This is a genomic window from Klebsiella sp. 1SOBk5mer, assembly GCF_046603115.1.
Classification (GTDB): Bacteria; Pseudomonadota; Gammaproteobacteria; order Enterobacterales; family Enterobacteriaceae; genus Klebsiella; species Klebsiella quasipneumoniae.
Window position 1 is genome coordinate 696620 of the sequence record NZ_JBKIUU010000001.1, and the last position, 26294, is coordinate 722913.

General features: G+C 60.6%; 28 protein-coding genes. 10 read left to right on the forward strand and 18 right to left on the reverse strand.

Annotated elements, in window-relative coordinates; translation table 11 throughout:
• Window positions 1-34 precede the first annotated feature (34 nt).
• The 4 genes from ACLH1U_RS03445 to ACLH1U_RS03460 all read right to left on the reverse strand — a co-directional run bounded on the left by ACLH1U_RS03445 (window position 35) and on the right by ACLH1U_RS03460 (window position 2067).
• Window positions 35-358 carry a CcdB family protein gene (locus tag ACLH1U_RS03445; protein ID WP_101976428.1) on the reverse strand — a complete coding sequence of 108 codons (324 nt, stop codon included), beginning with the start codon at window positions 356-358 and terminating at the stop codon, window positions 35-37.
• A complete protein-coding gene (locus ACLH1U_RS03450) occupies window positions 358-546 on the reverse strand; it encodes a hypothetical protein (RefSeq protein ID WP_044523461.1) in 189 nt (62 codons plus the stop codon). The genes ACLH1U_RS03445 and ACLH1U_RS03450 overlap by 1 nt, the downstream gene beginning before the upstream one ends.
• A gap of 178 nt (window positions 547-724) precedes the next feature.
• On the reverse strand, window positions 725-1543 hold the full coding sequence (gene ppk2 / locus ACLH1U_RS03455; protein WP_104467159.1) for a polyphosphate kinase 2: 819 nt from the start codon (window positions 1541-1543) through the stop codon (window positions 725-727).
• An 86-nt stretch (window positions 1544-1629) separates the two neighbouring features.
• Window positions 1630-2067, reverse strand: a complete 438-nt coding sequence (locus ACLH1U_RS03460) for a VOC family protein (RefSeq protein WP_411299049.1) — start codon at window positions 2065-2067, stop codon at window positions 1630-1632.
• A 278-nt stretch (window positions 2068-2345) separates the two neighbouring features.
• Here ACLH1U_RS03460 and araJ point away from each other — a divergent pair, with 278 nt between their 5' ends.
• Window positions 2346-3500 carry an MFS transporter AraJ gene (gene araJ / locus ACLH1U_RS03465; protein ID WP_023289841.1) on the forward strand — a complete coding sequence of 385 codons (1155 nt, stop codon included), beginning with the start codon at window positions 2346-2348 and terminating at the stop codon, window positions 3498-3500.
• A gap of 6 nt (window positions 3501-3506) precedes the next feature.
• Here the strand turns inward: araJ and ACLH1U_RS03470 are convergent, their stop codons facing one another.
• From ACLH1U_RS03470 to adhP, 7 genes are all read right to left on the reverse strand, one after another.
• Window positions 3507-4598: an alkylhydroperoxidase domain protein gene (locus tag ACLH1U_RS03470; RefSeq protein ID WP_285202583.1), complete on the reverse strand. Its 1092-nt coding sequence runs from the start codon at window positions 4596-4598 to the stop codon at window positions 3507-3509.
• 9 nt (window positions 4599-4607) lie between these two features.
• Window positions 4608-5594, reverse strand: coding sequence for a putative FMN-dependent luciferase-like monooxygenase (locus ACLH1U_RS03475; RefSeq protein ID WP_181403091.1), 987 nt, complete (start codon window positions 5592-5594; stop codon window positions 4608-4610).
• Window positions 5594-7210 (reverse strand): dipeptide ABC transporter ATP-binding protein, encoded by a 1617-nt coding sequence (locus ACLH1U_RS03480; RefSeq protein WP_255893053.1) that lies wholly within the window; start codon window positions 7208-7210, stop codon window positions 5594-5596. Before ACLH1U_RS03480 ends, ACLH1U_RS03475 begins: the two co-directional genes overlap by 1 nt.
• A complete protein-coding gene (locus tag ACLH1U_RS03485) occupies window positions 7207-8055 on the reverse strand; it encodes an ABC transporter permease (protein WP_117132234.1) in 849 nt (282 codons plus the stop codon). Before ACLH1U_RS03485 ends, ACLH1U_RS03480 begins: the two co-directional genes overlap by 4 nt.
• Window positions 8052-8996: an ABC transporter permease gene (locus ACLH1U_RS03490; protein ID WP_023289836.1), complete on the reverse strand. Its 945-nt coding sequence runs from the start codon at window positions 8994-8996 to the stop codon at window positions 8052-8054. Before ACLH1U_RS03490 ends, ACLH1U_RS03485 begins: the two co-directional genes overlap by 4 nt.
• 10 nt (window positions 8997-9006) lie before the next feature.
• Window positions 9007-10629 (reverse strand): TIGR04028 family ABC transporter substrate-binding protein, encoded by a 1623-nt coding sequence (locus ACLH1U_RS03495; protein ID WP_411299050.1) that lies wholly within the window; start codon window positions 10627-10629, stop codon window positions 9007-9009.
• Window positions 10630-10800: 171 nt separating this feature from the next.
• A complete protein-coding gene (gene adhP / locus ACLH1U_RS03500) occupies window positions 10801-11811 on the reverse strand; it encodes an alcohol dehydrogenase AdhP (protein WP_255893121.1) in 1011 nt (336 codons plus the stop codon).
• A 253-nt stretch (window positions 11812-12064) separates the two neighbouring features.
• Here adhP and ACLH1U_RS03505 point away from each other — a divergent pair, with 253 nt between their 5' ends.
• A complete protein-coding gene (locus ACLH1U_RS03505) occupies window positions 12065-12664 on the forward strand; it encodes an inorganic diphosphatase (RefSeq protein WP_032452997.1) in 600 nt (199 codons plus the stop codon).
• Between the two features lie 143 nt (window positions 12665-12807).
• Window positions 12808-13761 (forward strand): GNAT family N-acetyltransferase, encoded by a 954-nt coding sequence (locus tag ACLH1U_RS03510; RefSeq protein ID WP_411299051.1) that lies wholly within the window; start codon window positions 12808-12810, stop codon window positions 13759-13761.
• A 35-nt stretch (window positions 13762-13796) separates the two neighbouring features.
• On the opposite strand, the gene ACLH1U_RS03515 is transcribed toward ACLH1U_RS03510, so the two are convergent.
• Window positions 13797-15509 carry an ABC-F family ATP-binding cassette domain-containing protein gene (locus ACLH1U_RS03515; protein WP_411299052.1) on the reverse strand — a complete coding sequence of 571 codons (1713 nt, stop codon included), beginning with the start codon at window positions 15507-15509 and terminating at the stop codon, window positions 13797-13799.
• 522 nt (window positions 15510-16031) lie between these two features.
• Window positions 16032-17729 (reverse strand): NAD-dependent malic enzyme, encoded by a 1698-nt coding sequence (locus ACLH1U_RS03520; RefSeq protein WP_004202648.1) that lies wholly within the window; start codon window positions 17727-17729, stop codon window positions 16032-16034.
• 78 nt (window positions 17730-17807) lie between these two features.
• Here ACLH1U_RS03520 and ACLH1U_RS03525 point away from each other — a divergent pair, with 78 nt between their 5' ends.
• Window positions 17808-17915, forward strand: coding sequence for a hypothetical protein (locus ACLH1U_RS03525; RefSeq protein WP_032425875.1), 108 nt, complete (start codon window positions 17808-17810; stop codon window positions 17913-17915).
• Here the strand turns inward: ACLH1U_RS03525 and sra are convergent.
• Together sra and ACLH1U_RS03535 are read right to left on the reverse strand one after the other, a co-directional pair.
• Window positions 17912-18052 carry a stationary-phase-induced ribosome-associated protein gene (gene sra / locus ACLH1U_RS03530; protein WP_012541615.1) on the reverse strand — a complete coding sequence of 47 codons (141 nt, stop codon included), beginning with the start codon at window positions 18050-18052 and terminating at the stop codon, window positions 17912-17914. The two genes, ACLH1U_RS03525 and sra, sit on opposite strands and share 4 nt — an antisense overlap.
• A 177-nt stretch (window positions 18053-18229) precedes the next feature.
• On the reverse strand, window positions 18230-19081 hold the full coding sequence (locus ACLH1U_RS03535) for a Vmh family MBL fold metallo-hydrolase (protein WP_032452993.1): 852 nt from the start codon (window positions 19079-19081) through the stop codon (window positions 18230-18232).
• A gap of 114 nt (window positions 19082-19195) precedes the next feature.
• Between ACLH1U_RS03535 and ACLH1U_RS03540 the strand changes: the two genes are divergently transcribed.
• Complete coding sequence (locus tag ACLH1U_RS03540; RefSeq protein WP_411299053.1) at window positions 19196-20089, forward strand: LysR family transcriptional regulator; 894 nt, start codon at window positions 19196-19198, stop codon at window positions 20087-20089.
• Window positions 20090-20156: 67 nt separating this feature from the next.
• Here the strand turns inward: ACLH1U_RS03540 and ACLH1U_RS03545 are convergent, their stop codons facing one another.
• Together ACLH1U_RS03545 and ACLH1U_RS03550 are read right to left on the reverse strand one after the other, a co-directional pair.
• Entirely contained in the window at window positions 20157-20402 is a 246-nt protein-coding gene (locus ACLH1U_RS03545; protein WP_048335843.1) for a YmjA family protein, read from the reverse strand.
• 188 nt (window positions 20403-20590) lie between these two features.
• Window positions 20591-21505 (reverse strand): SDR family oxidoreductase, encoded by a 915-nt coding sequence (locus ACLH1U_RS03550; RefSeq protein WP_023289828.1) that lies wholly within the window; start codon window positions 21503-21505, stop codon window positions 20591-20593.
• Between the two features lie 655 nt (window positions 21506-22160).
• On the opposite strand from ACLH1U_RS03550, the gene ACLH1U_RS03555 reads away from it, so the two are divergent.
• The 5 genes from ACLH1U_RS03555 to ACLH1U_RS03575 all read left to right on the forward strand — a co-directional run bounded on the left by ACLH1U_RS03555 (window position 22161) and on the right by ACLH1U_RS03575 (window position 25294).
• A complete protein-coding gene (locus ACLH1U_RS03555; protein ID WP_008804757.1) occupies window positions 22161-22346 on the forward strand; it encodes a general stress protein in 186 nt (61 codons plus the stop codon).
• A 347-nt stretch (window positions 22347-22693) separates the two neighbouring features.
• Window positions 22694-22909, forward strand: coding sequence for a hypothetical protein (locus ACLH1U_RS03560; protein ID WP_004202641.1), 216 nt, complete (start codon window positions 22694-22696; stop codon window positions 22907-22909).
• 23 nt (window positions 22910-22932) lie between these two features.
• Complete coding sequence (locus ACLH1U_RS03565; RefSeq protein WP_032452986.1) at window positions 22933-23439, forward strand: ferritin-like domain-containing protein; 507 nt, start codon at window positions 22933-22935, stop codon at window positions 23437-23439.
• A 16-nt stretch (window positions 23440-23455) separates the two neighbouring features.
• Window positions 23456-23629, forward strand: coding sequence for a hypothetical protein (locus ACLH1U_RS03570; RefSeq protein ID WP_032452985.1), 174 nt, complete (start codon window positions 23456-23458; stop codon window positions 23627-23629).
• A gap of 39 nt (window positions 23630-23668) precedes the next feature.
• Window positions 23669-25294, forward strand: coding sequence for an alpha-amylase family protein (locus ACLH1U_RS03575; RefSeq protein ID WP_411299055.1), 1626 nt, complete (start codon window positions 23669-23671; stop codon window positions 25292-25294).
• Here the strand turns inward: ACLH1U_RS03575 and ACLH1U_RS03580 are convergent.
• Entirely contained in the window at window positions 25291-26286 is a 996-nt protein-coding gene (locus tag ACLH1U_RS03580; RefSeq protein ID WP_032452983.1) for an SDR family oxidoreductase, read from the reverse strand. The two genes, ACLH1U_RS03575 and ACLH1U_RS03580, sit on opposite strands and share 4 nt — an antisense overlap.
• Between the last annotated feature and the right edge of the window lie 8 nt (window positions 26287-26294).

Genomic DNA, 26294 nt, shown 5'->3' on the forward strand with positions numbered 1-26294 from the left:
CCAGGAGGCCCGCTCCAGTTTTGCTGGAGCGGGTTTATGTGTTAGTGATTAATGCGTCCATCGCTGATATCACGGTCGTTCTTTCTTTAGCCAAATTGCAGATAAAATATTTTTTATCCAGCCTTTGCTTTGCCACGCTGGTGATTGCCGGCGTGTTGATGAACAGTTTCTCAAACTCCATATTAATAACCGGGGCGGCAGTATGATAATGGCCGGTCAAATGAGAATGATAGCTCAGCGGCACAATTAAACGTGTACCAAGGTCATTAAAATAATCATGTTGGATTACCATTAAATAAGGTTGAAACGCATTGGTTCTCGATGATGGGTTACGAAAGATATCAAATTGTGCCGCCATTAAATCCCTCCGAAAAAAGGATCCTCTGACAACAACCCTGCACGGGCAGTAAACTCATTCAGTGCCTTAATGAATTCCTGGTCTTTTCGGCGTTTGTCCGCATCGACGATGGTAAGTGCCTGGTTTTGCGGGTTAACCGTTGTTGTACGATCGCGAGTCTGTGACTTGTTAACGGCATTCTGTTTCATTATCTGCTCCTTGTTGTTGGCGAGCTGATTATCACGCGGTGTGCGATGAAAAGAAATACCTGGTTCGGATTTGTTTTTTATTTTGCGAAGCAACTTCCAGAGGAAAGCAACCGCATGAAATATTCATGGTTATGGTAATAAACCCGGCGCTGGCGTTAGCCAGCGCGGCGGGAAATAATCAGAACTTCTCCGGAATAAAGCGGAAGGGGAAATTGGTCTGTTTCATTTTGCTCATTTTGCGCTTCGGCAGCGTGACATGCTCCACTGGCAAGGCTTCGTAGGGGATCTGCGACAGCAGGTGGGTGATGATATTCAGACGCACCCGCTTTTTATCTTCGGAGCGGGCGACGAACCACGGCGCCCAGGCGGTGTCGGTGGCGGCGAACATGGCGTCGCGGGCAGCGGTATATTCATCCCAGCGGTTGAAAGACTTGATGTCCATCGGCGAGAGCTTCCAGATCTTGCGCCCGTCGTCGATGCGATCCCGCAGGCGCCGCTCCTGCTCCTGCGGAGAGACCTCCAGCCAGTACTTGAGCAGGATAATGCCCGACTCGACCATGCCGCGCTCCACCATCGGCGCGCCGTCGAGGAACTTCTGCACCTCCTCCGGGGTACAAAAGCCCATCACCCGTTCGACGCCGGCGCGGTTATACCAGCTGCGATCGAAAATCACGATTTCGCCAGCCGCCGGGAGGTGCTTGATATAGCGCTGAAAATAGAGCTGACTTTTCTCGCGTTCGGTGGGCGAGGGTAAGGCGACGACCCGGAAAATCCGCGGACTGACGCGCTCGGTGATCGCCTTAATCGTGCCGCCTTTGCCGGCGCCGTCCCGGCCTTCAAAGACGATGCACACCTTCAGCCCTTTATGCACCACCCAGCGCTGCAGTTTTACCAGCTCAACGTGGAGCTTGCGCAGCGCCTTCTCGTACGCTTTATTGTCGAGCGGGGCGATCTTCACCGCCGCGTCGACAGGATGACCGCTTTTCTTATTACCCATCGCCATGCTCCGTGTTGCCGAGGTATCCCTTTGAAGTGTAATCCTTCACTGGCGTGGCGGTGGAAAATATTCGCGCCCGGGACGGGCTAGCTGACGTTCCCCGCGGCAATGACTTCCAGCCCCACCCGATGCCCCCATGACAGCTCCAGGGTGTTACCGTCCGGGTCGGCAAAGAAAGCGAAATAGCCCACAGGATCGCCCAGCTGCTCCGGTTCCCGGCGCAGAACGCCTTCCCGCCGCGCCTGGGCGACCTTCTCATCGATCTCCGCCTGGGTGGCGCAGGCGACGCCGAGATGGCCGAACGGACCCAGCGGCGTGTCGGCAGGGTCATCACTTTGCACCAGCACCAGGGCGAAAGGTCGGGTGCGATCGCTGAGCCACGCCACTTTACGCGCCGAGGGGAGGTTGGGTTCGCGCTGGTGAATAACGGTCATCGCCGTGTAGCGGGTATAAAAATCGATGCTGCTGGCCAGACAGCGGACGGTAAAGGCGACATGGGTAAAGCCAACATCAACATTTTGCATGGATGATTCTCCCGAGGTGAACGATGTCTCGACTTTACAACCTCAAGTTAACTTGAGAACAATCCACAATGTGTCCCTGCGTGCCCACCAATTTTTACAGGGAATTATCCACCGCCAGGCGCCTCTGCCGCCAGCAGGACCGCCAACGGCGGCGCTGGCGAGCGCATGAACGAATCAGGCCGTTGTATGGAGGATACTGTCGTCGGGCGTTTTTAGCTGGTGTGGCGAGGCGGGATGGTCAATAATGCCGGCCGTCTCTCAATACCCCTATAAGATGTATGAAAAAAACGATTTTTTCACTGGCGCTGGGCACTTTCGGACTCGGCATGGCGGAATTTGGCATTATGGGCGTGCTGCCGGACATGGCGCGCGATGTCGGGATTTCAATCCCCGCCGCCGGCAATATGATTGCCTGGTATGCCTTCGGCGTGGTGATCGGCGCGCCGATCATGGCGTTGCTCTCCAGTCGGTTTTCGTTGAAATCGGTGATGCTGTTTCTCGCCGCCCTGTGCATTCTCGGCAATACCCTGTTTACCTTCTCGAGCAGCTACGCCATGCTGGCGCTTGGCCGGCTGGTTTCCGGGTTTCCCCACGGGGCTTTCTTCGGCGTGGGGGCGATCATCCTGTCGAAAATCGCGCCGCCGGGGAGGGTGACCGCCGCGGTGGCTGGGATGATCGGCGGCATGACGGTGGCTAACCTGGTGGGCGTTCCCGGGGGCACCTGGCTTGGGCATCATTTTAGCTGGCGCTATACCTTCGCGCTTATCGCGGTGTTTAACGTCGCGGTGTTTATGGCCATCTTCTGCTGGGTCCCTACGCTGTATGATCGGGCCACCACCCGGCTGCGCGAGCAGTTCCGTTTCCTCGCTTCCCCGGCGCCGTGGCTGATTTTTGCCGCCACCATGTTCGGCAACGCCGGGGTGTTCGCGTGGTTCAGCTACATTAAGCCCTTTATGCTCAACGTTTCCGGCTTTGCCGAAAGCCGGATGATGCTGATTATGATGCTGGCGGGGCTGGGGATGGTGGTCGGCAACCTGTTCAGCGGCAAAATTTCCGGGCGCTACAGTCCGCTGCGCATCGCGGCCATCACCGACGGGGCGATCGCTGTGACGCTGCTGCTGATCTTTGCCTTCGGGGAGCATAAAATCGCTTCGCTGACGCTGGCGTTTTTCTGCTGTGCCGGGCTGTTTGCCCTGTCGGCGCCGCTGCAGATCCTGTTGCTGCAGAACGCCAAAGGCGGCGAGATGCTGGGGGCGGCAGGGGGGCAGATCGCCTTTAACCTCGGGAGCGCCATCGGCGCCTTCTGCGGCGGAATGATGATTGCCCAGGGCTTCGGCTGGAACAGCGTGGCGCTCCCCGCCGCCACGCTGTCGTTTCTGGCGATGAGCGCCTTGCTCATCTACGGCCGCCATCAGCGCCGACAGGCTTGCTAACGACGCTTACTCACGCCAGGGCTCGCCGAGCGTCAACATCAGCCGGTTGGCCCAGGCGAAAAAGGCCGCTGACTGCAGCAGATCCAGCTGGGCCAGAGTATCTAAGCCCTGTTCATCAAGCGCTGCCAGATGGCTGGCATTCAGCGCGGGCGGCGTCACCGATAGCGCGGCGGCGGCGTCGATTTCCGCCTGCCAGCGCGGCGACTGCCCACCGCGCAGATCCTCTCCCGGCGTCACCGCCAGCAGCGTGTCGACGGCGGTCTCGTCCTTCGCCAGCTGCGCCGCTTTGCGGGCATGCACCGAGGCGCAGTAAATACAGCCGTTGATTTTACTGGCCACCGTGGCGGCCAGTTCACGTTCGGCGCGCGGCAATCCCCCCGGGGTATAGAAAATACCTTTATCGGTCAGCGTCCGCTGCTCCAGCACCGGCTGGTTGCGCGCCAGCAGGCGGAAGTAGGGCGAATCGCTATGGCCATATTTGGCCAGAATCGCCTGTTCTTCAGCGCTAAATTCCACCAGCGGTTTATCCGCCAGCCAGGGTTCCCAGTGCAGCTCCTCGCGGGTGAAGCGCACGGGGGCCGCTTTGCCGCTCTGCGCGTGCGGGGTGGTGTGCCAGTACCCGGCCACCACCGGCGTATCGGCGCTGACGATGGGCTGGTGGTTGAGCGCCCGCAGACCCAGCAGCAGGCGGCTCTGGAAGCTGACAAAGGCCACCAGCTGCGCCAGGGTGACGATGCCCCGCAGGCTCCAGCCCGCGTTTGTCAGAGCCTGCAGCGCGCCGGGTGTCGCTTCGACGGGGGTGAAGGTCAGCAGGCGGGCAAAGGCCAGCGCCGGAACCAGACGATCCGTGGTCGGATCGGCCAGGCCGAAGCCGGCATAGTGCGCCGCCAGCGCGTCCGCCTGATGGAGCTTCGCCACCTTTGCCGCCACCGCGAAGCGTTCATCGAGGGGAAAGTCGGCGTCCTGCTGGCTGAACAGCATTTCATAACTTCCCTGCGCATGTCGGGTAGCGGCATCGCGGACTGCGCGCGCCTGGTCGAGCGGGGAACCGGCGGCGATCTCCGCCAGTTCGGCCAGAATATCCTGACTCAGCGTCATGGTGACTCCTTATCTGATGTGGGGGGCAATATGCTGAGCGATCAGCTCAATGGAACGCAGCGTATCCCGGTGCGAAGGCTCCACCGAGTGCACCTGGAACGAAACATCGGTGGCGCGGGCCAGCACGCTGTCCTGCGCCAGGGAGGCAACAACATGCTCAGGATCGCCCACGTGGGCATCCAGCTGTTGCAGATAGTCAGTGACACTGTCACCTTCTATCAGATGACCCGCAGCCCGGTGCTGTGCCGCCTGCTTGCGCAGGCCGGGTTCGGCGACCTGCAGGGCGTGGGCGCGACTGTCGGCGACGAAGGCGGTGCGCGAAGCGAGGATCCGCGGCGCAACGCCGTCCGGCAGCGCCGCCAGATAGGCGTCGACGATCGGGTTCTGAATGGCGTCCAGCGGCAGGCGTGGCTCACCGGGCGGCCGGGGCTGCGTGCGCGACAGCATCAGCCCGTGCCCCGCCTGACCGGCGCGGATGGCGCCTTCCACCGAGAAGGTGGCGATCCAGATGCGCGCCGCCAGCTGCGGCGCGGGCGGATAGAGACGGTTGTCCGGGTGGCTGAGGGTGTCGCCGCGCCAGGCGCTGTGGATCAGGTGCAGATGGTCGGCAAACACCGCCCCGCGCTGCTCGCTGGTCAGGCCGAAGGGCAGAAACGACGTTGGCGTGCCGCCGGAACCAAATCCCACCTCCAGACGCCCGTCGGTGAGTAAATCCAGCACCGCCGCGTCTTCGGCGACGCGCAGCGGATTCTCCATGGGCAACGTGATAATCGCTGTGCCGAGGCGAATGCGGTCAGTCTGCGCCGCCACGTGGGCGAGGAACACCAGCGGGGAAGGCAGGCCGCCTTCCTGTTCATGAAAATGGTGCTGTGCAATCCATGCGCTGTCGAAGCCGACGCGCTCCGCGTGGCGGATCTGTTCGGCCGCCAGCCGGTAGCGCGTTTGTGCGGAGCCCTGATCGAGCAGACGGGTAAAAAAGCCGAGGCGTTTAGGCATTATGCGTTCTCCATGTGGGCCTGAGCCAGGCGTGGGGATACCTGGGGAATGGCGGCGATCAGTTCGCGGGTGTAGGCCTGCTGCGGAGCGGCGAACAGGCGCCCAACGTCGCCATGCTCCACCACCTGGCCAGCGCGCAGCACCGTGACGCTGTCGGCAATCCGCCTCACCGTCGCCAGATCGTGGGTAATGAACAGGTAGCTCAGACCAAGCTGCTGCTGTAGCTGCTGCAGCAGGGCGAGGATCTGCGCCTGAACGGTGACATCGAGCGCCGAGGTCGCTTCGTCAAGAACCAGTATCGCCGGCTCGAGGATCAGCGCCCGGGCAATCGCCACCCGCTGCCGCTGGCCGCCGGAAAGCTCCCGCGGCGTCCGCGACAGTAGCTCCGGGGCCAGCGCCACCCGGGCGGCGACGCTCTCCACACGCTGGCGACGCGTCGCCGCGCTGAGGCGCTCAAAGTTTTTTAACGGCTCTTCGATAATCGCAAACAGCGTCTGGCGCGGGTCGAGCGAAGCGAAGGGGTTCTGGTAGACGAACTGGATTTTGCGCCGCAGCTGACGCTGCGCCTCGCGGCTGAGATGCCCGGCGTCAATACCGTCGATGGTCACCTGTCCGGCGTCGGCGCGCTCGAAGCCCAGCAGGATCCGCGCCAGGGTGGTTTTCCCGGAGCCGGATTCGCCCACCAGCGCATGGGTGCTGCCGCGTCTGACCTCAAAGCTGACGCTGTCGAGCGCCTGCAGGGCCTGTTTGCCCAGCGAGAAGCGTTTGCTGATCCCTTCGACGCGAATGGCCGGCGTGGCCAGCGGACGGTGACGATCCGCCGTCAGCCTCAGCGGCGCGTCCTGCAGATCGTGGAGCAACTGGCGGGTGTAAGGGTGCTGCGGACGCCGGATAATCGCCTCGGTGGCGCCCTGTTCCTGAATCTCGCCCTGGCGAAACACCATGATCCGGTCGGCGCGTTCGGCGGCCAGCGCCAGATCGTGAGTGACAAACAGCACGGCGGTTCCCGACTCGCGCCGCAGGATGTCGAGCAGATCGAGAATGCGCTTTTGCACCGTAACGTCGAGGGCGCTGGTGGGCTCGTCGGCAATAATCAGATCCGGCTGCAGGGCGATGGCGATGGCGATCAGCACCCGCTGTTTCATCCCGCCCGACAGCTGATGCGGGTACTGTTCAAAACGCTGTTCCGGGTGGCTGAGCCCGACTTTAGCGAGCAGGTTGAGGACCTGCTGCCGGCGTTCGGCGGCGGAAAGGGACTGATGCAGCCGCAGGATCTCTTCCACTTGCTGACCAATGGTTTTTACCGGATTAAGCGAATTGCCGGGGTCCTGCGGCACCAGGCTAATGCTCACCCCGCGCAGGCGGTTCAGGCGTTTTGCCGACCAGTCGCTGATCACTTCGCCATTGAGGATAATCCGCCCGGCGTCGCGGCGGGCGTTATCCGCCAGCAGGCCGATAATGGCCTGCGCGGTCGTGGTTTTCCCCGAGCCGGATTCACCGACGAAGGCCAGCATTTCGCCGCGCTGAATGGAAAAGCTGACGTTATGCACCACTTCGCGCCATTCGTCCCGCGACCGGTAGCTGATGCGTAGATCTTCAACAGAGAGAACGTTCATGGGCGTACTCCACTCCACTGGCGGCTAAGACGATTGGCGGCAAGGACCACCGCGACCACGGCGAGGCCGGGGAAGGTGGTCAGCCACCAGGCGGTCGACAGGTAATTACGACCTTCGGCGATCAGTAATCCCCACTCCGGGACCGGCGGCGGGGTGCCGTAGCCAAGGAAGCTGAGGGTGGCCAGCGCCAGCATCGCCTGACCAAACTGCAGCGTGGCGAAGGCGAGTACCGCGGTGAGCGAGTTGGGCAGGATATGACGCCAGAAGATGGCGAGAAAGGTGCCGCCGCTGCCCCGGGCCGCCTCGACGTAATCACTGTGGCGAACGCGCACCACCTCCGCCCGCGCCAGGCGCGCGAAGCTGGCGATGGCCGCCACGCCGACCGCCACCGCCGCATTCACCGTGCCAAAACCCAGCAGAATGATCACCGTCAGCTGCAGCAGCAGGGAAGGGATAGCCAGCAGGACATCCACCAGGCGCATGATGGTTGATTCCACGCGGCCGGCCAGCGCCCCGGCGAGGGTGCCAAGGGCGGTGCCCACCACCAGACCGATGGCGACGGCGATCAGCGCCGCCGACAGAGAATGTACCGCGCCGTAAACCACCCGCGTCCACAGGTCGCGGCCCAGCTGGTCGGTACCCAGCCAGTAGTGCGCCTGCGGCGCCAGGCGCTGAGCGCCGGGGATCCCTTCCAGCGGGTTAGCGGAGGTAAACCACTGTGGGGCAAGGGCCATTAACAGGGCGGTGATCATCACCGCCCACGCCAGCCACAGGCCTGGCTGCAGACGCACTTTGCGCCACTCCGGGCGGCGGCGAGCCGCGATGGCATAGTCGACCAGGCTCATTTCGCACCTCCGGTCTGTAATTGGAGTCGGGGATCCAGCCGCGGCATGACCAGGTCGACCAGCAGGTTGATCAGGACGAAACCGAGAGCTGAGATCATCACCACCGCCTGCAGCACGGCGATATCCTGGTTATTCACCGCCTGCTGGGTCAGCTGGCCGAGGCCGCTGCGGCCGAAGACGGTCTCGGTGATCAGCGCCCCGGCAATCAGCTCGCCCAGCAGCAGCCCGGCTATATTCAGCGCCGGCAGCAGGGCGTTACCCATCACATGGCGCCAGAGGACGCCGGTCTCGCTCATTCCCTTGGCGCGGGCGACCGCGACGAAGGGCTGAACCGCCACCTGATCCATGCTGCGCATCAGGATCTGCGCCAGCGGGGCGGAGATGGGCAGCGCGACGGCGATAACCGGTAAAATCAGCCCCTCCAGCGGACCGGGGTTAATCACCGGGATCCAGCGCAGCTGAAATGAAAAGAGCTGGATCAGGGCGATACCCAGCCAGAAGGTGGGCAGCGAGATAAACAGCACCGGCAGCGACTGCAGGAGGTTGCTGAGCCAGCGCAGCCCCGGCAGACGTGAGGCGAAAGCGAGGGCAAACGCCAGGATCACGGCCAGCAGGAAGGCCGGCAGGGCGAGGCTTAAGGTATCCGGCAGGTTGCTGGCAATCAGGCTACTGACCGCCAGACCCGCCTGCAGGGAATAGCCAAAGTCGCCGTGCAGCATCGCCAGCAGCGTGTGCAGGTACTGGCGCCACAGCGGGCTGTCGGCGCCGTAGGCCAGCCGCATGTCGGCGATTTGCGCCGGGCTCAGACCGAGGTCCGGGTTCTGAAACTTGATCAGCACCGCATCCCCCGGCAGCACCTGCAGCAGGAAAAAGGTGAGGGTAAACGCCGCCCACAGGACCAGCAGCCCCTGGCCGAACCGTCGCAGAAGATAAGCGCTCATATCCGGCCTCTTAGTGTTTATCCAGCCAGGCGCCGTAGAACGACGGACGCCCGACGGCTTCGAAGCTGACGCCTTTCACCCACGGCGCGCCGGCGAACACCTGCGGTTCTTCGAAAATGGGGATCACATAGGCGTTATCGATCAGATAGCGCTGGGCATCGCCGGTTAACTGCAGGCGCTGCTGCGGCTCCACCGCCGCGGAGATGCCGGTCAGCAGGTTGTTCAGCTTATCATCGCGAAAGTGCTGCACTTTATCGCTGGAGCCGCCTTTCTGCAGCAGCGCGTCACGGTTGTTAGGAAAGAACATGCTTTTCACTACATCCGGGTCGGCGCAGCCCACTTCCGAGACGGTGAGCGGGGTTTTCTGCGGGTCGAGGTTGTCGAGCGTACGGCTGCCGGCGTCCCCGGCTTTGACCGTTAACGCTACCCCCACCTGGCGCCATTGCTGGGCGATCAGCTGCAGCACTTCTTTATTCTGCGGCTGCGGGAGCGACTCATAGACCGTCAGCGCCAGCCGCTGCCCGTCTTTGCTGCGAATGCCGTCGGCGGCGGGTTTCCAGCCGGCCTCATCCAGCAACTGCCGGGCTTTGGCCTGGTCGAAGGTGAGCTTATCGCTCAGATTGACATAGCCGGCGGCGGAGCTGGCCAGCACGGAGGTGGCTTGCGGGTAGTTAGCGGAGAACAGCGTCTCCACCACCTGCCGGGCGTTGGTGGCATGGAGCAGGGCCTGGCGCACCCGCAGGTCGGCGACCAGTGGGTTATCCGGGCGGAAGCTGAGGCTGTCGTTGACCCCGCGGGTAGGCGCGGCGTAGACCGTAAATCCCTGATCGGTCGCCTGCTTTTCATCGTAGGCCTGCACCTGGCGAATAAAGCCCGCCTGGCCCGCCAGCAGCGCGCCGATGCGCACGCTGTCTTCCGGGGTGACAATATAGGTGATGCCGTCGAGGTTAGCGGGGCCCTGCTGGGCGATGTTTTTCGGCCCCCACTGATAATCCTTGCGCGCCACCAGCGTCAGCTCGCGACCCGGTTTTTCATCCTGCACCACGAAGGGACCGGAGCCGATGATGTGCCGGGCATCGCCCAGCTCCTCGAAATTGCGCTGCAGGGTGCTGAGGGAGACCAGGCCGGAGCCGATGGTGGCGGTCCCCTGCAGGAAGCCCGGCGACGGCTTGTTGAAGTAGAATTTCACCGTCAGCGGGTCGATCACTTCGCTGCGCTGGTAGTTATTGATCACCTCCGAGACGGGCAGGCGATGGGCTTTATCCCCCAGCCCATAGGTGTCGAAGTTTTTGGCGACCGCAGCGGCGTCCAGCGGCGTGCCATCCGAGAAGGTGACCCCTTTTCGCAGGTGGAAAGTGTACTCGGTTTTATCGGCATTGCTGGTCCAGCTTTCGGCGATCCACGGCTCAATCTCCAGCGTTTTCGGGTTCTGCCAGGTCAGCTTGTCGGTGATCTGATTGAGTATGCCGCCATTGGGATAAAAGCCGCCGGCGGGTGGATAGAGATTGGTGTGCGGTTGCTGCTCCAGATAAATCAAGGTACCGCCTTTAACCGGCGTGTCGGCGGCCCAGACGGAAAAGGCGCCGGAGAGAAACAGCGCGGCCAGCGCGGGCAGGCGAAAATGACGATGCATGGTGAATTCCTTTGTTATCTATTGTGTTGCCATCATCGGGCGCGGCTAAAAACAAAGGAACCAAGGAATTGCGCTAAGCATTTGCGGAAATTGCATTTACTTTACGCGGCGGGAAGCGAGGGGAAGCGCGAAAGGAGAAGCGCCTCGCCCGGGCGGGAGAGGCGCTGGCGATTAGCTACGCAGATCGATAACCATACGGCCGCGGATCTGACCTTGTTCCATCTCTTTGAAGATGGCATTGATATCTTCCAGCGGACGCAGGGTGACTTTCGGCACCACTTTGCCTTCGGCGGCGAACTGGAACGCTTCCACCAGATCCTGACGGGTGCCGACCAGCGAGCCGACCACCTCGATGCCGTCAAGTACCAGACGTGGAATATCGAGGCTCATCGCCTCTGGCGGCAGGCCTACCGCCACCACGCGGCCGCCGGCGCGAACGGCATCCACCGCCGAGTTAAAGGCCGCTTTGGCCACCGCGGTCACCACCGCAGCGTGGGCGCCGCCGGTTTTTTCCTGAATCACTTTCGCCGCATCTTCATTGCGCGAGTTGATGGTCAGGTCAGCGCCCATCGACGCCGCCAGCTCCAGCTGGCCGTCGTTGACGTCGATAGCGATCACTTTGGCGTTAAAGACATTCTTGGCATACTGCAGCGCCAGGTTGCCCAGCCCGCCGAGGCCGTAGATAGCGATCCACTGGCCCGGCTTGATGTGGGAGACCTTAACGGCTTTGTAGGTGGTGACCCCAGCGCAGGTAATGCTGCTGGCGGCGGCGGAGTCGAGGCCGTCCGGGACTTTAACCGCATAGTTGGCGGTGACGATGCACTCTTCCGCCATGCCGCCGTCGACGGTATAGCCAGCGTTTTTCACCGAGCGGCACAGCGTCTCGTTGCCGCTGTTACAGTAATCGCAGTGGCCGCAGCCTTCGAAGAACCACGCCACGCTGGCGCGATCGCCCGGCTTCAGGGAGGCGACGCCAGGGCCGACTTTTTGTACTACCCCGATCCCTTCATGACCGAGAATAACGCCGGTTTTATCGCCAAAATCGCCGTTTTTCACGTGCAGGTCAGTATGACACACGCCGCAGCATTCCATTTTCAACAGCGCTTCGCCGTATTCCAGCGGGCGCAGCGTTTTTTCCGTAACGTTAACCTGATGGTCGTGAGTAACAACAGCTGCCTTCATGCCTGTCTCCTTGAGAGGGGATTGATTAATTTTATTAATGCAATATTACCCAATAAGGATTAGACGCTATGGAGAAAAAAACAAGGCGCTTTAGTACAGGATGTGGTTTTTTGCTACAGCCGTAGCACAAAATTCAGACAATACCTCTAATTTTGGTAGGTAATAATAGTGTCACGGAATGGTCATGTTTTCTTCATCACCCAACTTTATTGTTTTGCGCATCAATTTCTTATAACAACAGAGTGATACAACAATGCATCTGGTCAAAACGCTCCTCACCGCCGGTCTGCTTTTCTCCGCCGCCGCGCAGGCTCACAATGTGCTGGAATTCCCGCAGCCGGAAAACAATCCGGAAGAGTTTTACGCAGTCACCGAGATCCCGGCAGGCGGGATCATTAAGTATGAAACCGACGCTAAAACGGGGTTTATCGTCGCCGACCGCTTTCAGTCGATGCCGGTGGCTTACCCGGCGAACTACGGTTCATTAACCCAGTCGCTGGCCGGGGATGGCGACCCGCTGGACGTGGTGTTTTACACCCGCGCGCCGATGGCCCCGGGCACGCTGATTAAGCTGCGGCCGATCGGCGTCCTTAAGATGATAGACGGCGGTGAGAAAGACGACAAAATCATCGCCGTCCCGGCCAGTAAAATTGATCCGACCTATGACGACATTCTGACCATCACCGATCTGCCGAAAATCGAGCAGCAGCGGCTGGAGGCCTTCTTCCGGGTCTACAAAGAACTACCAGAGGGGCGGAAAAAGGTCGAGCTGGCCGGTTTTAATGATGCCGCCGCCGCGAAGCAGGAGATCAAATCGGCCTGGGAGGCCTGGAAGGCGAAGAACCCGCAATAATACTTATCGCGGGCGCAGTCCGGCGCCCGCGGCACGCCATCATCCGATACGCTACCTTGCCATGCTGAATAGTTTACCCTCTTGACGCGGACTGAAGTATATGGTTGTATAATACAACTATCTACTTCACTGGACGCCTCACGATGTCTGACACGCCTTTAATCCAACAAATTCGTACTGCCTCGCGGTTAATGGTGCGCGAGCTGGGTTTTATGAACACCACGCTGGCCGCCACCCACTATTCACCCTCGGCGGTGCATACCCTGCTGGAGGTGTCGGTCAGGGGGACGATAACCGCCGCGCAGCTGGTCACATTGCTCGGGCTGGAAAAATCGAGCGTCAGCCGGATGGTCGCCCGTCTGCTGGCCGCCGGAGAGCTGGAGGAGCGCCCCTGCGCGGAGGACGCGCGGTCTAAATCGCTGGCGCTGACCGCGAAAGGGCACGACACGGTGGCAACGATTAACGCCTACGGTACCCGCCGGGTGGTGGAGGCGTTAGCGCATCTCGATGAGACGCAGCAGCGGACCGTCGCCAGCGGACTGGCGGCCTATGCTCAGGCGCTGGCGCAGTGTCGGGATGCTGCGCTTGCGGAAACGACGCCGCAAATTTCGCTGGTAACCGGCTATCAGCCAGGGGCGATCGGCCGGATAGCCCAGATGCACGGGGAGTATTACGCCCGGCACCATGATTTCGGCGCTTTTTTTGAAGGCAAGGTTGCCGGCGGCGTCGCGGAATTCGTCACCCGGCTTTCCTCGCAGGTCAACCAGATCTGGCTGGCGATGCGCGAGGGGAAGATTGTCGGTTCGGTGGCGATCGATGGCGAGGATCTCGGCCAGCAGCAGGCGCATCTGCGCTGGTTCATTCTCGATGACAGCTGCCGGGGAACCGGCATTGGCAGGCGGCTGCTCAGTGAGGCGATGGTTTTCTGCGACAGTCGTCAGTTCAGCGCCGTTCAGCTGTGGACGTTTAAAGGTCTGGACGCGGCCCGCAAACTGTATGAGTCCTTTGGCTTCACGTTAACCCGCGAATGGCAGGGGGACCAGTGGGGAAAGATGATGACCGAGCAGCAGTTTACCCGGCCAGGAAACGCCGGCTAAGGGCGTGGTGCCTTAGCCGGCGGGGAGCGCGAAGATTACGCCAGCTGGTTAAGCAGCCGGGCGATCTCCTCTCGCCACTGGGTCTGCAGCGAGGGCTTTTGATGTTTCGGCTTACGGGCCATATCGTCCGCCAGCCATTGCTCCAGGGCTATCAGGCGCGTCAGCAGCGCCTCTTCATCATCAGCCGCGTGTGACGGCTCCTGGGGTGAGGAGGCCGCCGTCAGGGTGGGGGTCTGCGCCTGCAGACGGGCATAGACCTCCTCCAGACTGTGCCACTCCGTTAACCCGGCGCTGTCGATCAGCCAGAAGCGGTTACAGCTTTCGCTAATAAGCTGGCGGTCATGACTGACCAGCAGCACGCCGCCGGGATAGTCGCGGAGCGTCTGCGCCAGCGCCGCTTTGCCCTCCATATCCAGATGGTTGGTGGGTTCATCCAGCAGCAGCAGGCTGTAGCGCGCCAGCGACAGGCCGACGAACAGCAGCCGCGACCGCTCGCCGCCGCTGAGGGTGCAGACCTTCTGTCCATGCCTCGCCCAGCCAAACCCGGCGGCAATCAGCGCCCGTTTACGGGTGTCCGCCGACGGGGCGAACGGCGTCAGGGCGTCGAGCAGGCTGGCCTCGTCCGGCAACTGCGCCAGGGTCTGGTCGTAGTACCCGGGGTGAAGCCGGGGGTGCAGACGCAGCCCCGGAAGCGGCGATGCGTCGTTCATCTGCTGCCACAGCAGGCGCAGCAAGGACGATTTACCGCCGCCGTTGCGGCCCATGATGGCCACGCGATCGCCGCTGCGCAGTCGCGTCACGCCGGTGGTGAACAGGGCCGGTAGTCCCGGCGCGGGAGCCACCGGTAGCCTGTCCATCTCCAGCAGGCGGTCCGCCGGCAGGGCGTCCCCCTGCAACACCAGGCGCCACGGCGGGCCGATGCTGAGCTCGGTCTGCTCGTCTTTCAGGCGGGCGACCTGCTTCTCCATCTGTTTGGCTTTGCGGGCGAGATCTTCGTTGTCATACACCCGCCCCCAGGTGGCCAGCCGCCGGGCGCTGGCGCTGACCCGGTCGATCTCTTTTTGCTCCGCCTTATGACGTAACGCGGCGCTCTCATCCTGCTCCTGCAGTGCCTGACGGGCAGCGCTGCAGGGCAAGGCGAAGCTGTGCAGCGTCTGGTCGCGGAGGATCCAGCTGGCATTAGTTACAGCATCCAGTAAAGCGTTGTCGTGTGACACCAGCACGAAGCTCCCCTGCCAGGTCTGCAAGAAGCTTTCCAGCCACAGCAGGGTGGGCAGATCGAGATGGTTGCCGGGCTCATCCAGCAGCAGCAGGTCAGGCTGGCGGATCAGCGCCCGGGCCAGCAGCAGGCGCGTATGCTGTCCGCCGCTCAGGGTGCTGGTTTGCTGCTCCATCACCGCCGGCGTGAAGCCCATCTGCGCCAGCAGGCGTTCGGCCAGCCAGCGCTGTGCTTCCCGCGCGTCGGCGGGTAACAGGGCCAGCACCGCCTGCAGCAGCGACTGCGAACGCAGCGCCTCCGGCAGATGCTGTTCAACGCGGGCCATCAGACACTGACCGGCGAGTGAGACGCTGCCCGAGGTGGGCGCGAGGGTGCCGTCCAGCACCTGCAGCAGGGTGCTTTTGCCGCAACCGTTATGGCCGATGAGACCGATGCGGTCGCCTTTCTTCAGGGTGAAGGAGAGGGTATTAAACAGCGGCCCAAAGGCAGTCTCCACGTGGAGCGCATGGGCAGTTAGTAATGTACTCATAGTCAACTTACTCAAGAGTTACAGGCATGCGAATGCCTCGTCAAAACTCGCTGACGATAACCCGGTAAGCCGGAGAGAAGGGATTCTGTGAAGGGTCTTCGCTCAAGCCAAAGTTATCGCAGCACGATACCGATAACGCTTGAGCTGGCGCCATTGCCTAAGGCATGTGAAACAATAAACATTTCACAATACAGCATGGGGGGCCTCCTTTTATATTCAGTAAGTGAATGGGTGATGGCAGTGTAGTGGGGAAAGGAAAAGCGCGCCAGTGACAAAACTGGCAGGGTGTGGAGAAGCGTCGGATATCGATTGTCCCGCCACGCGCGGCTGCAGTTTCTGCCTGCGGATTGTCTGCTAGGGGGCAGAGGCCATGATGTTGCGTGGCACAGGGCGCGCGGCAAATGCTATCTGGTTTCTATTTTTACGATAAATGAATATGGGCGAAAAAGGCGTTTCAGTGGCGGGGAATATTATCCGGACGCTAATAATAACCGGGCCGATCGTGCGGCCCGGTGAGCGCGATTAAATTGAGGTGCGGCGGTAATTACGATATTCCGGCAGCCAGAAATTATCGCTGATGGACTGCAGCAGCGCTTCCGCGGACGTTTTCACCGCCACGCCCTGCTCCTGAGCCACCTTACCGACCGCGAAGGCAATCGCCCGCGAGACGGTCTGGATATCCTTCAACTCCGGCAGAACCGGACCTTCGCCGTTGTTCACCAGCGGCGAGTGTTTCGCCAGGGTTTCGCTGGCGGCCATCAGCATCTCGTCGGTGACCCGCGACGCGCCGGAGGCGATCACCCCCAGACCAATGCCCGGGAAGATATAGGAGTTGTTGCACTGGGCGATGGGATACTGTTTGCCTTTCACGGTGACCGGGGCAAACGGACTGCCGGTGGCGACCAGCGCCTCGCCGTCGGTCCAGCTCAGGATATTCTGCGGCGTGGCTTCCACCCGTGACGTTGGGTTGGAGAGCGGCATCACGATCGGCCGCGGGCAATGCTTGTGCATCTCGCGGATAATCTCTTCCGTGAACAGCCCCGGCTGACCCGAAACGCCGATCAGGATGTTCGGTTTCACGTTGCGCACCACGTCCAGCAGGGACAGGACATCGTTAGTGGTATCCCAGCCCTGCAGATGTTCACGCTTCTGCACCAGCTTGTTCTGGAACGGCAGCAGATTAGGCATGCCGTCGGTTAACAGGCCGAAGCGGTCAACCATAAATACGCGCTGGCGGGCCTCTTCTTCACTGAGTCCTTCGCGGACGATCTGGGCGATAATTTGCTCGGCGATGCCGCAGCCGGCGGAGCCCGCCCCGAGGAAGACGATTTTCTGTTCGCTCAGCTGGCTGCCGGCGCCGCGGCTGGCGGCGATCAGCGTCCCGACGGTGACCGCCGCGGTGCCCTGAATATCGTCGTTAAAGGAGCAGATCTCATTGCGGTAGCGGTTGAGCAGCGGCATGGCGTTCTTCTGCGCAAAGTCTTCAAACTGCAGCAGCACGTCCGGCCAGCGGGCTTTAATCGCCTGGATCACGTCGTCAACGAACTGATAGTACTCGTCGTCGGTAATACGCGGATGACGCCAGCCCATATACAGCGGATCGTCCAGCAGCTGCTGGTTGTTTGTCCCGACGTCCAGCACGATGGGCAGGGTGTAAGCCGGGCTGATGCCGCCGCAGGTGGTGTACAGCGACAGTTTACCGATTGGGATCCCCATCCCGCCGATCCCCTGGTCGCCGAGGCCGAGGATACGCTCGCCATCGGTCACCACAATCACTTTGACATTATGGTTCGGGACGTTTTGCAGAATGTCGTCAAGGTTATGGCGATTCTGGTAGGAGATAAAGACGCCGCGGGCGCGACGGTAAATCTCGGAGAAACGTTCGCAGGCGGCGCCCACCGTCGGGGTATAGATAACCGGCATCATCTCTTCGAGATGGTTGCCAATCAGGCGATAGAAAAGGGTCTCGTTGGTGTCCTGGATATTACGCAGGTAAATGTGTTTGTCGATTTCTGTTTTGAATCCCTGATACTGGATCCAGGCGCGTTCCGCTTGCTCTTCGATGGTTTCAACCACTTCCGGCAGCAGGCCAAGCAGGTTGAAACTGCTGCGCTCTTCCATACTGAAGGCGCTGCCCTTGTTGAGCAGAGGGAATTCAAGCAGAACGGGGCCCGCGTAGGGGATGTACAGGGAACGGTTTTTCTTATGGGTAAATTGCATCGCACTAACTCCTTGATCGTGTCCACAGTCCCGGCGCGGCGATAAGCGAAGGGCGGGTGGAAAAGCAGCGGGCAGAGTATAGAGCAGAAGGTCTTCAAGCGGGTAAACAAGCCGTCAATTGCCATAAAAAAACACCATCCTGGCAACAGGACGGTGTTGTTTATCATCACTCAGGCTGAAAATTAACCACCGCGGCGTTTGCGGCCGGTAGCATGGATATGGTTGAGGGTGGTTTCTTCATCGCCTTCCAGCACCACTTTTTTCTGCTGGGAAAGCTTGTAGTTCAGACCGAGAAGATGACGTGCCTGATGGTTCGATTTCATTCTGACTCCTTTATCCTGTTCTGGTTTCAAGGGCAAACCCGGTGGTGACCGGATGAAATGTAACCCAAAGTTGGCCGCACGTTTTTTATGCGGCCTCAGGTAGGGTGGTCCATTTTCAGGGCAATAGCAACCTTAGCGCGCCAGATTAAGAACAGTCTCCCTCGCGCAGCGCCGGCATTACCACTTCATCTCGCCGGTGTTAACTTTGGCGCTAAGCTCCAGCGAGCTGGTTTCCGCCAGCCCCGGCCACTGCGTCTCCATTGCCTTGATCACCCCGGCGGAATCCTTATGTGTCTTCAGCGCCTGCTCAAACTGCTGGAGGTAGGTTTTTGTAAAGCGCACCGCGCGGTCACCCTCCGGCGGCGTGCCGAGGTAATGCCCCGGGATCACCTGCTGCGGGTGCAGGGCAATCATCTGCTCCAGCGTAGTGCGCCACTGCTGGCGACTGGCCGGCGTCTGGGTGTCGGCGGTCCAGAGATGCATGCCCCACGCCACGCCGGTGCCGCCGAGGATCGTTTTGTTCGCCCGGATCCAAACGAACGCCGCGTAGTCATGCGGCTGCATAATCGTCACTGTTTCGCCATCGATGGTAAAGCTGTTGGCTTTCAGCGCCTGCGGGACGTATACCTGCGTCGGCGCGCCGTCTTTCATCTGCGGGCCCCAGTACGCCAGCTTTGCCGCTTTGGTGGCTTCAATATGTTTAACCACTTCCGGCGTGGCGACCACTTCCGCCTGCGGGAAGGCTTTCACCAGCGGCTCAAGGCCAAAGTAGAAGTCAGGATCGCCGGAGGTGATCACAATCCGCGACAGCGGTTTGCCGTTTTTCTTGATCATGTCCACCAGCTTTTCGCCGTCTTTGACGCTGAACTGGGCGTCAAACAGCACCGCTTCATGCGGGCCGGAAACGAGGGTGGAGTTGACGGCAAAAATACCTTTCTCCTGAGGGTTGTAAGTCTGCAGCGTCAGCGGCGCCGCGAAGACCGCGCCGCTGAACAGGGCGGTGGCAATAGCAAGGGCAGATAATTTCATCATTCATTCTCAGTCACAGGGGAATGCGTAGCATTGTACGGATTTCGCTATTTGATAGAATTCCTGAAATAAGAGATGCTGAGTTTCATAAATCGTGCAGATGAAGGGGGCGTGATGGACAGGGTGATTGCGGCGCAGGTATATCTGCGCATTTGCGAACTGGGAAGCCTCAGCGCCGCGGCGCGCGCGCTGGGGATGTCGCGCCCGATGGTCAGCCGCTATCTGGAACAGATGGAGAGCTGGGCCGGCGCCCGGCTGATCCATCGCTCAACCCGGCGGCTGACGCTGACCCCGGCGGGGGAGACGGTGTTGCTCAAGACCCGCGGGTTGACGCGGATCGCCGATGAAATCGCCGGCGAGCGCCAGCGGGCCGACCCCAGCGGCACGCTGCGGGTGGCGTGCGCGCATTTTACCGCGATGCAGCTGATCTCCCCGCTGCTGCCGGACTTTCTCGCTCGCTATCCGCTGTTGCGCCTGGAGCTGGATATCAATAACCATCCGGTCAGCCTGATCGGCGAGCGCATCGACGTGGCCATTCGCATTACCGATAATCCGGAGGCCGGGGCTATCGCTCGCCGTCTCGGCGTGTGCCGGTCGCTACTCTGCGCTGCGCCGCGCTGGCTCCGCCAGCATGGTCCGCTGACGACGCTTGACGATCTGCAACAGCATAACTGCCTGTTATACAGCCATTTTTCCGGCCAGCGCTGGCAGTTCAGCGATGCGCAGGGGCAGGAGGCGTCGGTGTCGGTGAACGGTAATCTGAGCGCGGGGATCTCTTCCTTGCTGCTGGAGGCGGCGGTCGCCGGGTGCGGTATCGCGATGCTCCCCGAACTGGAGGCGCGGGGCGCGATTGCCAGCGGCGCGCTGGAGGTGGTGCTGCCTGACTGGACGCCGAAGGCGCTGAGCGTTTACGGCATCTATCTTTCCCGCGACTATCAGCCCGATGGGCTGCCGCTGTTTCTGGATGCGCTGCAGCGACGTCTGGGGGAGACGCTCGCCGATGCCTGAGCAACGGCGTCGCCTTCAGCGGCAACACCGGCGGGCGGCGGCCCTGCCGGTGAGCTGACGATAAGACTTACTCGTTGCCCCACTGATTGAGGAAGTTAGCGATATCGTCAATACGGCGCTCGTCAATGGCCGCCTCGCGGGCCATCTCCTGCTGCGCTTCTTCGTCGATCTCTTCGTTATGGGTTAACCGCGCGATCAGCAGCTGAAAATAGCGCGCCAGCGCATCGCGTTCCTCATCCTTAACCGGGGCAGCCGCTTCGGTCTCGTATTCGTCCACGATGTCATAAAATTTCAGGGGGATGTCATTACTCATCTGTCGTCCTCAGGATTGGCGTCAGGGCCGGGGTTAGCGCACAGCGGCGGGCGAGTATCATAGCATGCGGCCGGTAGGCTGCAGGAGAGGAAAAATCGCCGCGCCGGCGAGGCGAGAGGGCAGATACCAATCCCCGGGGCGGAGGGTAAAACCGGCGCGCGATGTCGCACGCCGGTCTGCCGGGAGGCTTAGACTACCCCGTCCCCACCGTCAGAGCACCAAACCTGGCCGGAGGTATAAGAGCAGGCATCGGATGCCAGGGTGACGTACAGCGGGGCGATCTCGACCGGCTGTCCCGGACGCCCCATCGGCGTGTCTTTCCCGAACTGTTTCACTTTCTCGTCCGGCTGACCGCCGCTGGACTGCAGTACCGTCCAGTAAGGGCCTGGCGCCACGGCGTTAACGCGAATGCCGCGTTTTGCCACCTGTTTGGCCAGCGATTTAGTGAAGATCGCCAGGCAGGCTTTGGTCTGGGCGTAATCGAGCAGGATCGGACTGGGTTTATAGGCCTGCACCGAGGTGGTGTTGATGATCGCGCTCCCGGCCTGGAGATGGGGCAGCGCGGCGCGGGTGATCCAGAACGGCGCGTAGACATTGGTTTTAAAGGTGGCGTCAAAGTCTTCGGTGGTGAGCTCCTCGAGCGTCTCACAATATTGCTGACGCCCGGCGTTATTGACCAGGATGCTCAGGCCACCCAGCTGTTCCACCGCATCGGCCACCAGCGACTGACAGAAGGACTCGGAGCGAATATCCCCCGGCAGGGCCACCGCGGTGCGGCCTTCGGCTTTAATCAGGGCGATGACTTCATCGGCATCCTCTTGCTCTTCCGGCAGATAGCTTATGGCGACATCGGCCCCTTCGCGGGCAAAGGCGATCGCCACCGCGCGGCCAATGCCGGAGTCACCGCCGGTAATGAGCGCTTTCTTACCGGCCAGCCGCCCGGTGCCGGTGTAGCTGGTTTCCCCATGGTCCGGTGACGGCTCCATTTCAGCATCCAGACCCGGCGGGTTTTGTTCTTGCTCCGGGAACTCCGGACGTGGAGCCGTCTCTTCTGGCAACATGGAGGTGGGTAATTTCTTCATTGGCGGTTTTTCATCTTGCATAGTCATCTCCTTCAGACAGAACGGGCCAGCTGTAAGGATAGGTCAGGTTCTCCCATCGCCAGACCCCGGGCGACTCGCCCAGGGCCAGTGAATGCCCGGGAAAAGAGGTACTGTTATTCCTTAACCGACTGATCCCCGGCGTATTTAAGTGAATAGCGCTGCGTTAATATCGCTGGGGTGAAATTAGGATTATTCCATCAATATTTAACGTGGCTGGGCTATTTTTCTCCCCGGGAAAAATTTTTTAAAGACGGAGAGGAAGACGCGTCGTGAAAAAGGGAATATTAAGTTAACCCGCTACGCATGGCTAATAACGCCATGCCTCTTAGGTGGTATTTTTTGTAAGGGTGGCTGTCCGGGAGTGGAAGAAATATTTATTCATCACTTTATTTTCATTTGTTTACAAACGAGGATCGCTGTCCGCAGAACAGACCATAATGGGCATATAATCCAAAGCGAAGAAGGGGTTGCGGAAAGATTAATTTTTAGTGCCGCTTCGCTGTGGTTAATTTATTTATTGGTAACGCTGATTAATGGCCGGAATTAATTTGACTCCTGCGGGTATTCCTCTAGTGTTAGATATCGAGGGCGATGATTTGTAACAGGGTCATTTTCCATTTACCAACCGATATTGATCAAACCAAAGGTGAACATTATGGCAGAGCATAGAGGCGGTTCAGGTAATTTTGCAGAAGATCGTGAAAAAGCATCCGAAGCCGGGCGTAAAGGTGGGCAGCACAGCGGCGGGAACTTTAAAAATGATCCTGAGCGTGCATCCGAAGCCGGTAAAAAGGGTGGTAAGAACAGTCATGGCGGCGGCCGTAAAGCCGGCGACAGCTAGCGACTGATGACCCGTGACGCCGTTTCGACGGCGTCAGGACAGAAACCTGTGGGCCTGGCGGTCCGCAGGTTTCTGTTTATTTGCGAACGCTTTCACTTACCCATCGTCTATTGTCCGCGACGGAAGAAAAGGAGCAGGATAATTAAATTATAGCAACCTTAATTATTAAGCGCTGTTTACCGCAGCGGCAATGTACCGGCGAAGCGGTAAGGGCGAGTAAATGACGGCACTGTTTTTATGGCTGTGGAAAGGGAAGATATTGTCAGCCGGGTATTAACCGCCGGATGCCAGGGGGTGGGCAGCAACACATCCGCTTGCTAAATATTGTTCAGATCTAAGGTAATAAAATGAAACTGACGCCGGTATTTATTAAGCGTTGTCATCTTGTGGCCGCCGTTATGTGGGTGGGTCTGGCGATACCCTCGTTAATCTGGTGGAAAGACAGCGTCCTGTGGGTCATTCTCATCAGTATTTACGCTAATATTGTTGGGCATTTATCCGGATATAGCGCAGCGCGAGCTGACCAGGCGGCGGAAGAGAATGAAGATTCCCCGTCAAAATAAAAAATTAATGATCAGAGGTGGATATGACGGATAGTGAAAATTACCATAACTGGCTTCGCGATGCCCATGCCATGGAAAAACAGGCCGAGTCACTGCTTATGGCCACCATCAGACGCCTCGATAATGAACCGCAATTACGGACCCGCCTTGAACAACATCTCTATGAAACCCGTCGGCAACTGTCGGCCCTGCAGGACCTTATCGCCCGCAACCACATTTCCCGCTCGGCGCTGAAGGATGCGATGAGCCGGGTCGCAGCCCTGGGCCAGACTATTGGCATCATGCTGCCCGGCGATGAGCTCATTAAACTTCTTATCACCGCCTACGTTTTTGCCCATTTTGAGGTCGCCTGCTATACCGCTTTATTAACGGCGGCGAAGCGAGTGGGGGACCATAGTGCGATGCCTACTCTGGAAGGGATCCTTGCCGAAGAGAGAGGGATGGCTGACTGGCTGCTGCATCATCTGCCGGCGCTGACCGGGCAATATCTGATGCATAACAATCTGCCTGGCGTTGAGGCCGGACAATAAGCCGCCGGAGTCAATTATGGTTAAGCGCCACACCATCGCGCTGCTCGCCACTGAGAAAGCGGTTCCGCTGAAATTAACCGCCAGGCAGCTGGCGCTGGTGGACGCGGTGGCGAACAGGGCCCCTCCTGCAGAGCCCGATCCCGTACCGCCTGTCGGCAAAGCAGACGTCAGGAACAGGAGGGCGCGCTGAGGAAGCTGACAGTGGCGGGCAGAACGCAAGGTGATAGTGATGCAACAGGAAGAGTGGTTTCACAGAGCGGTCATCTATCAGGTGGACAGTTCTCTGTTTTACGATGCCAATGGCGATGGGTTTGGCGATCTTGCCGGTATCCGCCAAAAGCTGCACTACATTCGTAGTCTGGGGGCGACGGTGCTCTGGCTGACCCCTTTCTATCTCACCCCACTGCAGGATGATGGCTATGATATCAGCGACCATCTGCAGCCCGATCCCCGCTTCGGGACCATCGCCGACGTGATTGAGCTGATTGCCCGCGCCCGGGAGCTGGGACTGCGGGTGATCGTTGAGCTGGTTATCCAGCACACCTCCGCCCGGCACCCGTGGTTTCAGGCGGCGCGACGCGATCCCCGCTCGCCGTGGCGGCCATACTATCTTTGGGCCGATCGGCCGCCGGAGAACGACGATCCGCCCATGTTTCCCGGCGTCGAGGAGAGCGTCTGGAGCTGGGACGACCAGGCCGGACAATACTATCGTCACATGTTTTATCGGCATGAGCCCGACCTGAATCTCGCTCATCCGCCGGTGCTCGCCGAAATAGAAAACATCATCACCTTCTGGCTGCAGGCCGGGGTGTCAGGATTTCGCCTCGATGCGGCGTCACATCTGGTGAAGCAGGCCGGGAAGGGCGAAGAGGCGCGGGGCTACCCGCTGCTGACGCATCTTCGCCAGGTCGTGCAGCACCTCAACCCCGACGCGATACTGCTGGGTGAAGTGGACGTGGAGGTGGAAGCGTATCGCCATTATTTCGGCCGCGGCGATCGGCTGCAGATGGTGCTCAATTTCTGGCTTAATAAATACCTCTATGTCAGCCTGGCGCAGCAGCGCGCCACCCCGGTGGTGAAGGCGCTGCAGGCGATGGTGGCCCCGCCGGACGGATGCTGCTTCGTCAACTGGCTGCGTAACCATGATGAACTGGACCTGGAGGGGATTGGCGAACGCAACAAGCGCCAGGTTATCCGTACCTTTGCCCCGGATAAATCGATGTCGGTTTACCAGCGCGGCGTGCGCCGGCGGCTGGCGCCGATGCTGGGTGGCGATACCCGACGCATCGCGCTGGCCCATGCTATCCTGCTGGCGCTGCCTGGCGTGCCGGTGATGCGCTATGGCGACGAGATTGGTATGGGCGACGATCTGCGCTTACCGGAGCGCTACGCGGTCCGAACGCCGATGCAGTGGTCGGCGGCGCCCAACGGCGGCTTCTCCCGGGCGGCGCGGGAGGATTTGCCGGTAAAACCGGTGGCCAGCGGACGGTTTCGCTACCAGCGGATCAATGTCGAAGCGGCGCTGCGCCACCCCCGCTCGCTACTGCATCGGGTGCGCAATATGGTGCTGGCGCGCACGGAATATACTGAACCGGGATCCATCCCTTTTACCCTCCTTACGGTGAAGCCTGCCGCGGTGCTGGGCTTGTGCTATCGCAGTGAATCGCGGGAGGTGTTGATGCTGGCGAACTGCGGCCAGCAGGCGGTAGAGGTGCAGCTCCCGCCGCTGGCCGAGGGCTACTGGAGCCCGATTCTGGAAGATAAGTTCTACCAGGACGGGCTGCATGGCGGGAAAGAGGCGCGGCTGGCGCTCTCAGGGTATGGATACCGCTGGTTCAGCCGCAGCCTGCCTTAGCGCCGTCTCCCCGGTCGACGGAACAACGCCCGCAGGGCCATCGTCGCCACCGCCACGCCGACGCCGGCAGCTACTTTTCCCGGGAGATCGGCGCTGATGGTCACTGCTTTACGCCGCGCGCCCTCGTTAAAAGGGCCGTGTCCGGGATGATTGCCGCGCACCGGCGTGAACAGGTCGTCCTGGTGCTCTGCCGGCTTCGGCTGGCCGGTAAACTGTCCCTCCCACGCTTTCTTCACCATCAGCCGATCGAGCAGACGAGGGAAGAAGACCTGGCCGAGGATCGACTGGATGGTGCTTTTCCCCACCCACAGCTCGTTCACCGGCCGCTGGATCACGCTGTAGATAGCCTCGGCGGCGACCTCCGGCTGATAGACCGGCGGTACCGGCTGCATGGCCTGATCCATTTTGTTGCGCGCCCAGCCAAACTGAGCGGTGTTCATCCCCGGCAGCTGGACCATGGTCAACTGGAGGTGGCTTTTCTCATGCATCAGCTCGGTGCGCACGGCATCGGTGAAGCCGCGAATGGCCGCTTTGGCTCCGCAATAGGCCGACTGCAGGGGGATCGAGCGCCAGGCCAGCGCCGATCCAGCCTGAATAATCACCCCCCGATCCCGGGGCGTCATCACCTCCAGCGCCGCGCGGGTGCCGTTGACATAGCCGAGATAGGTCACCTCCGTCACCCGGCGAAATTCGTCGTCGCTCATCTGACGAAAGGGCGCCAGCACGGTGGTCATGGCGTTGTTGATCCAGACGTCTATGGCACCGAGGGTGGCTTCCACCTCGGCGGCGGCGCGCTGCACAGCCCCGGCATCGGCAACATCGGCGCTAATCGCCAGCGTTTTGACGCCAAACCGTTCGCAGGCCTGCTGCGTCTCCTGCAGACCCGTTTCATCGCGGGCGATCAGCGCCACGTGATACCCTGCGCGGGCGAAACGCAGCGCGGTGGCTTTTCCTGCCCCGGCGGTTCCGCCGGTAATAACCATCACGGACATAGTGACCT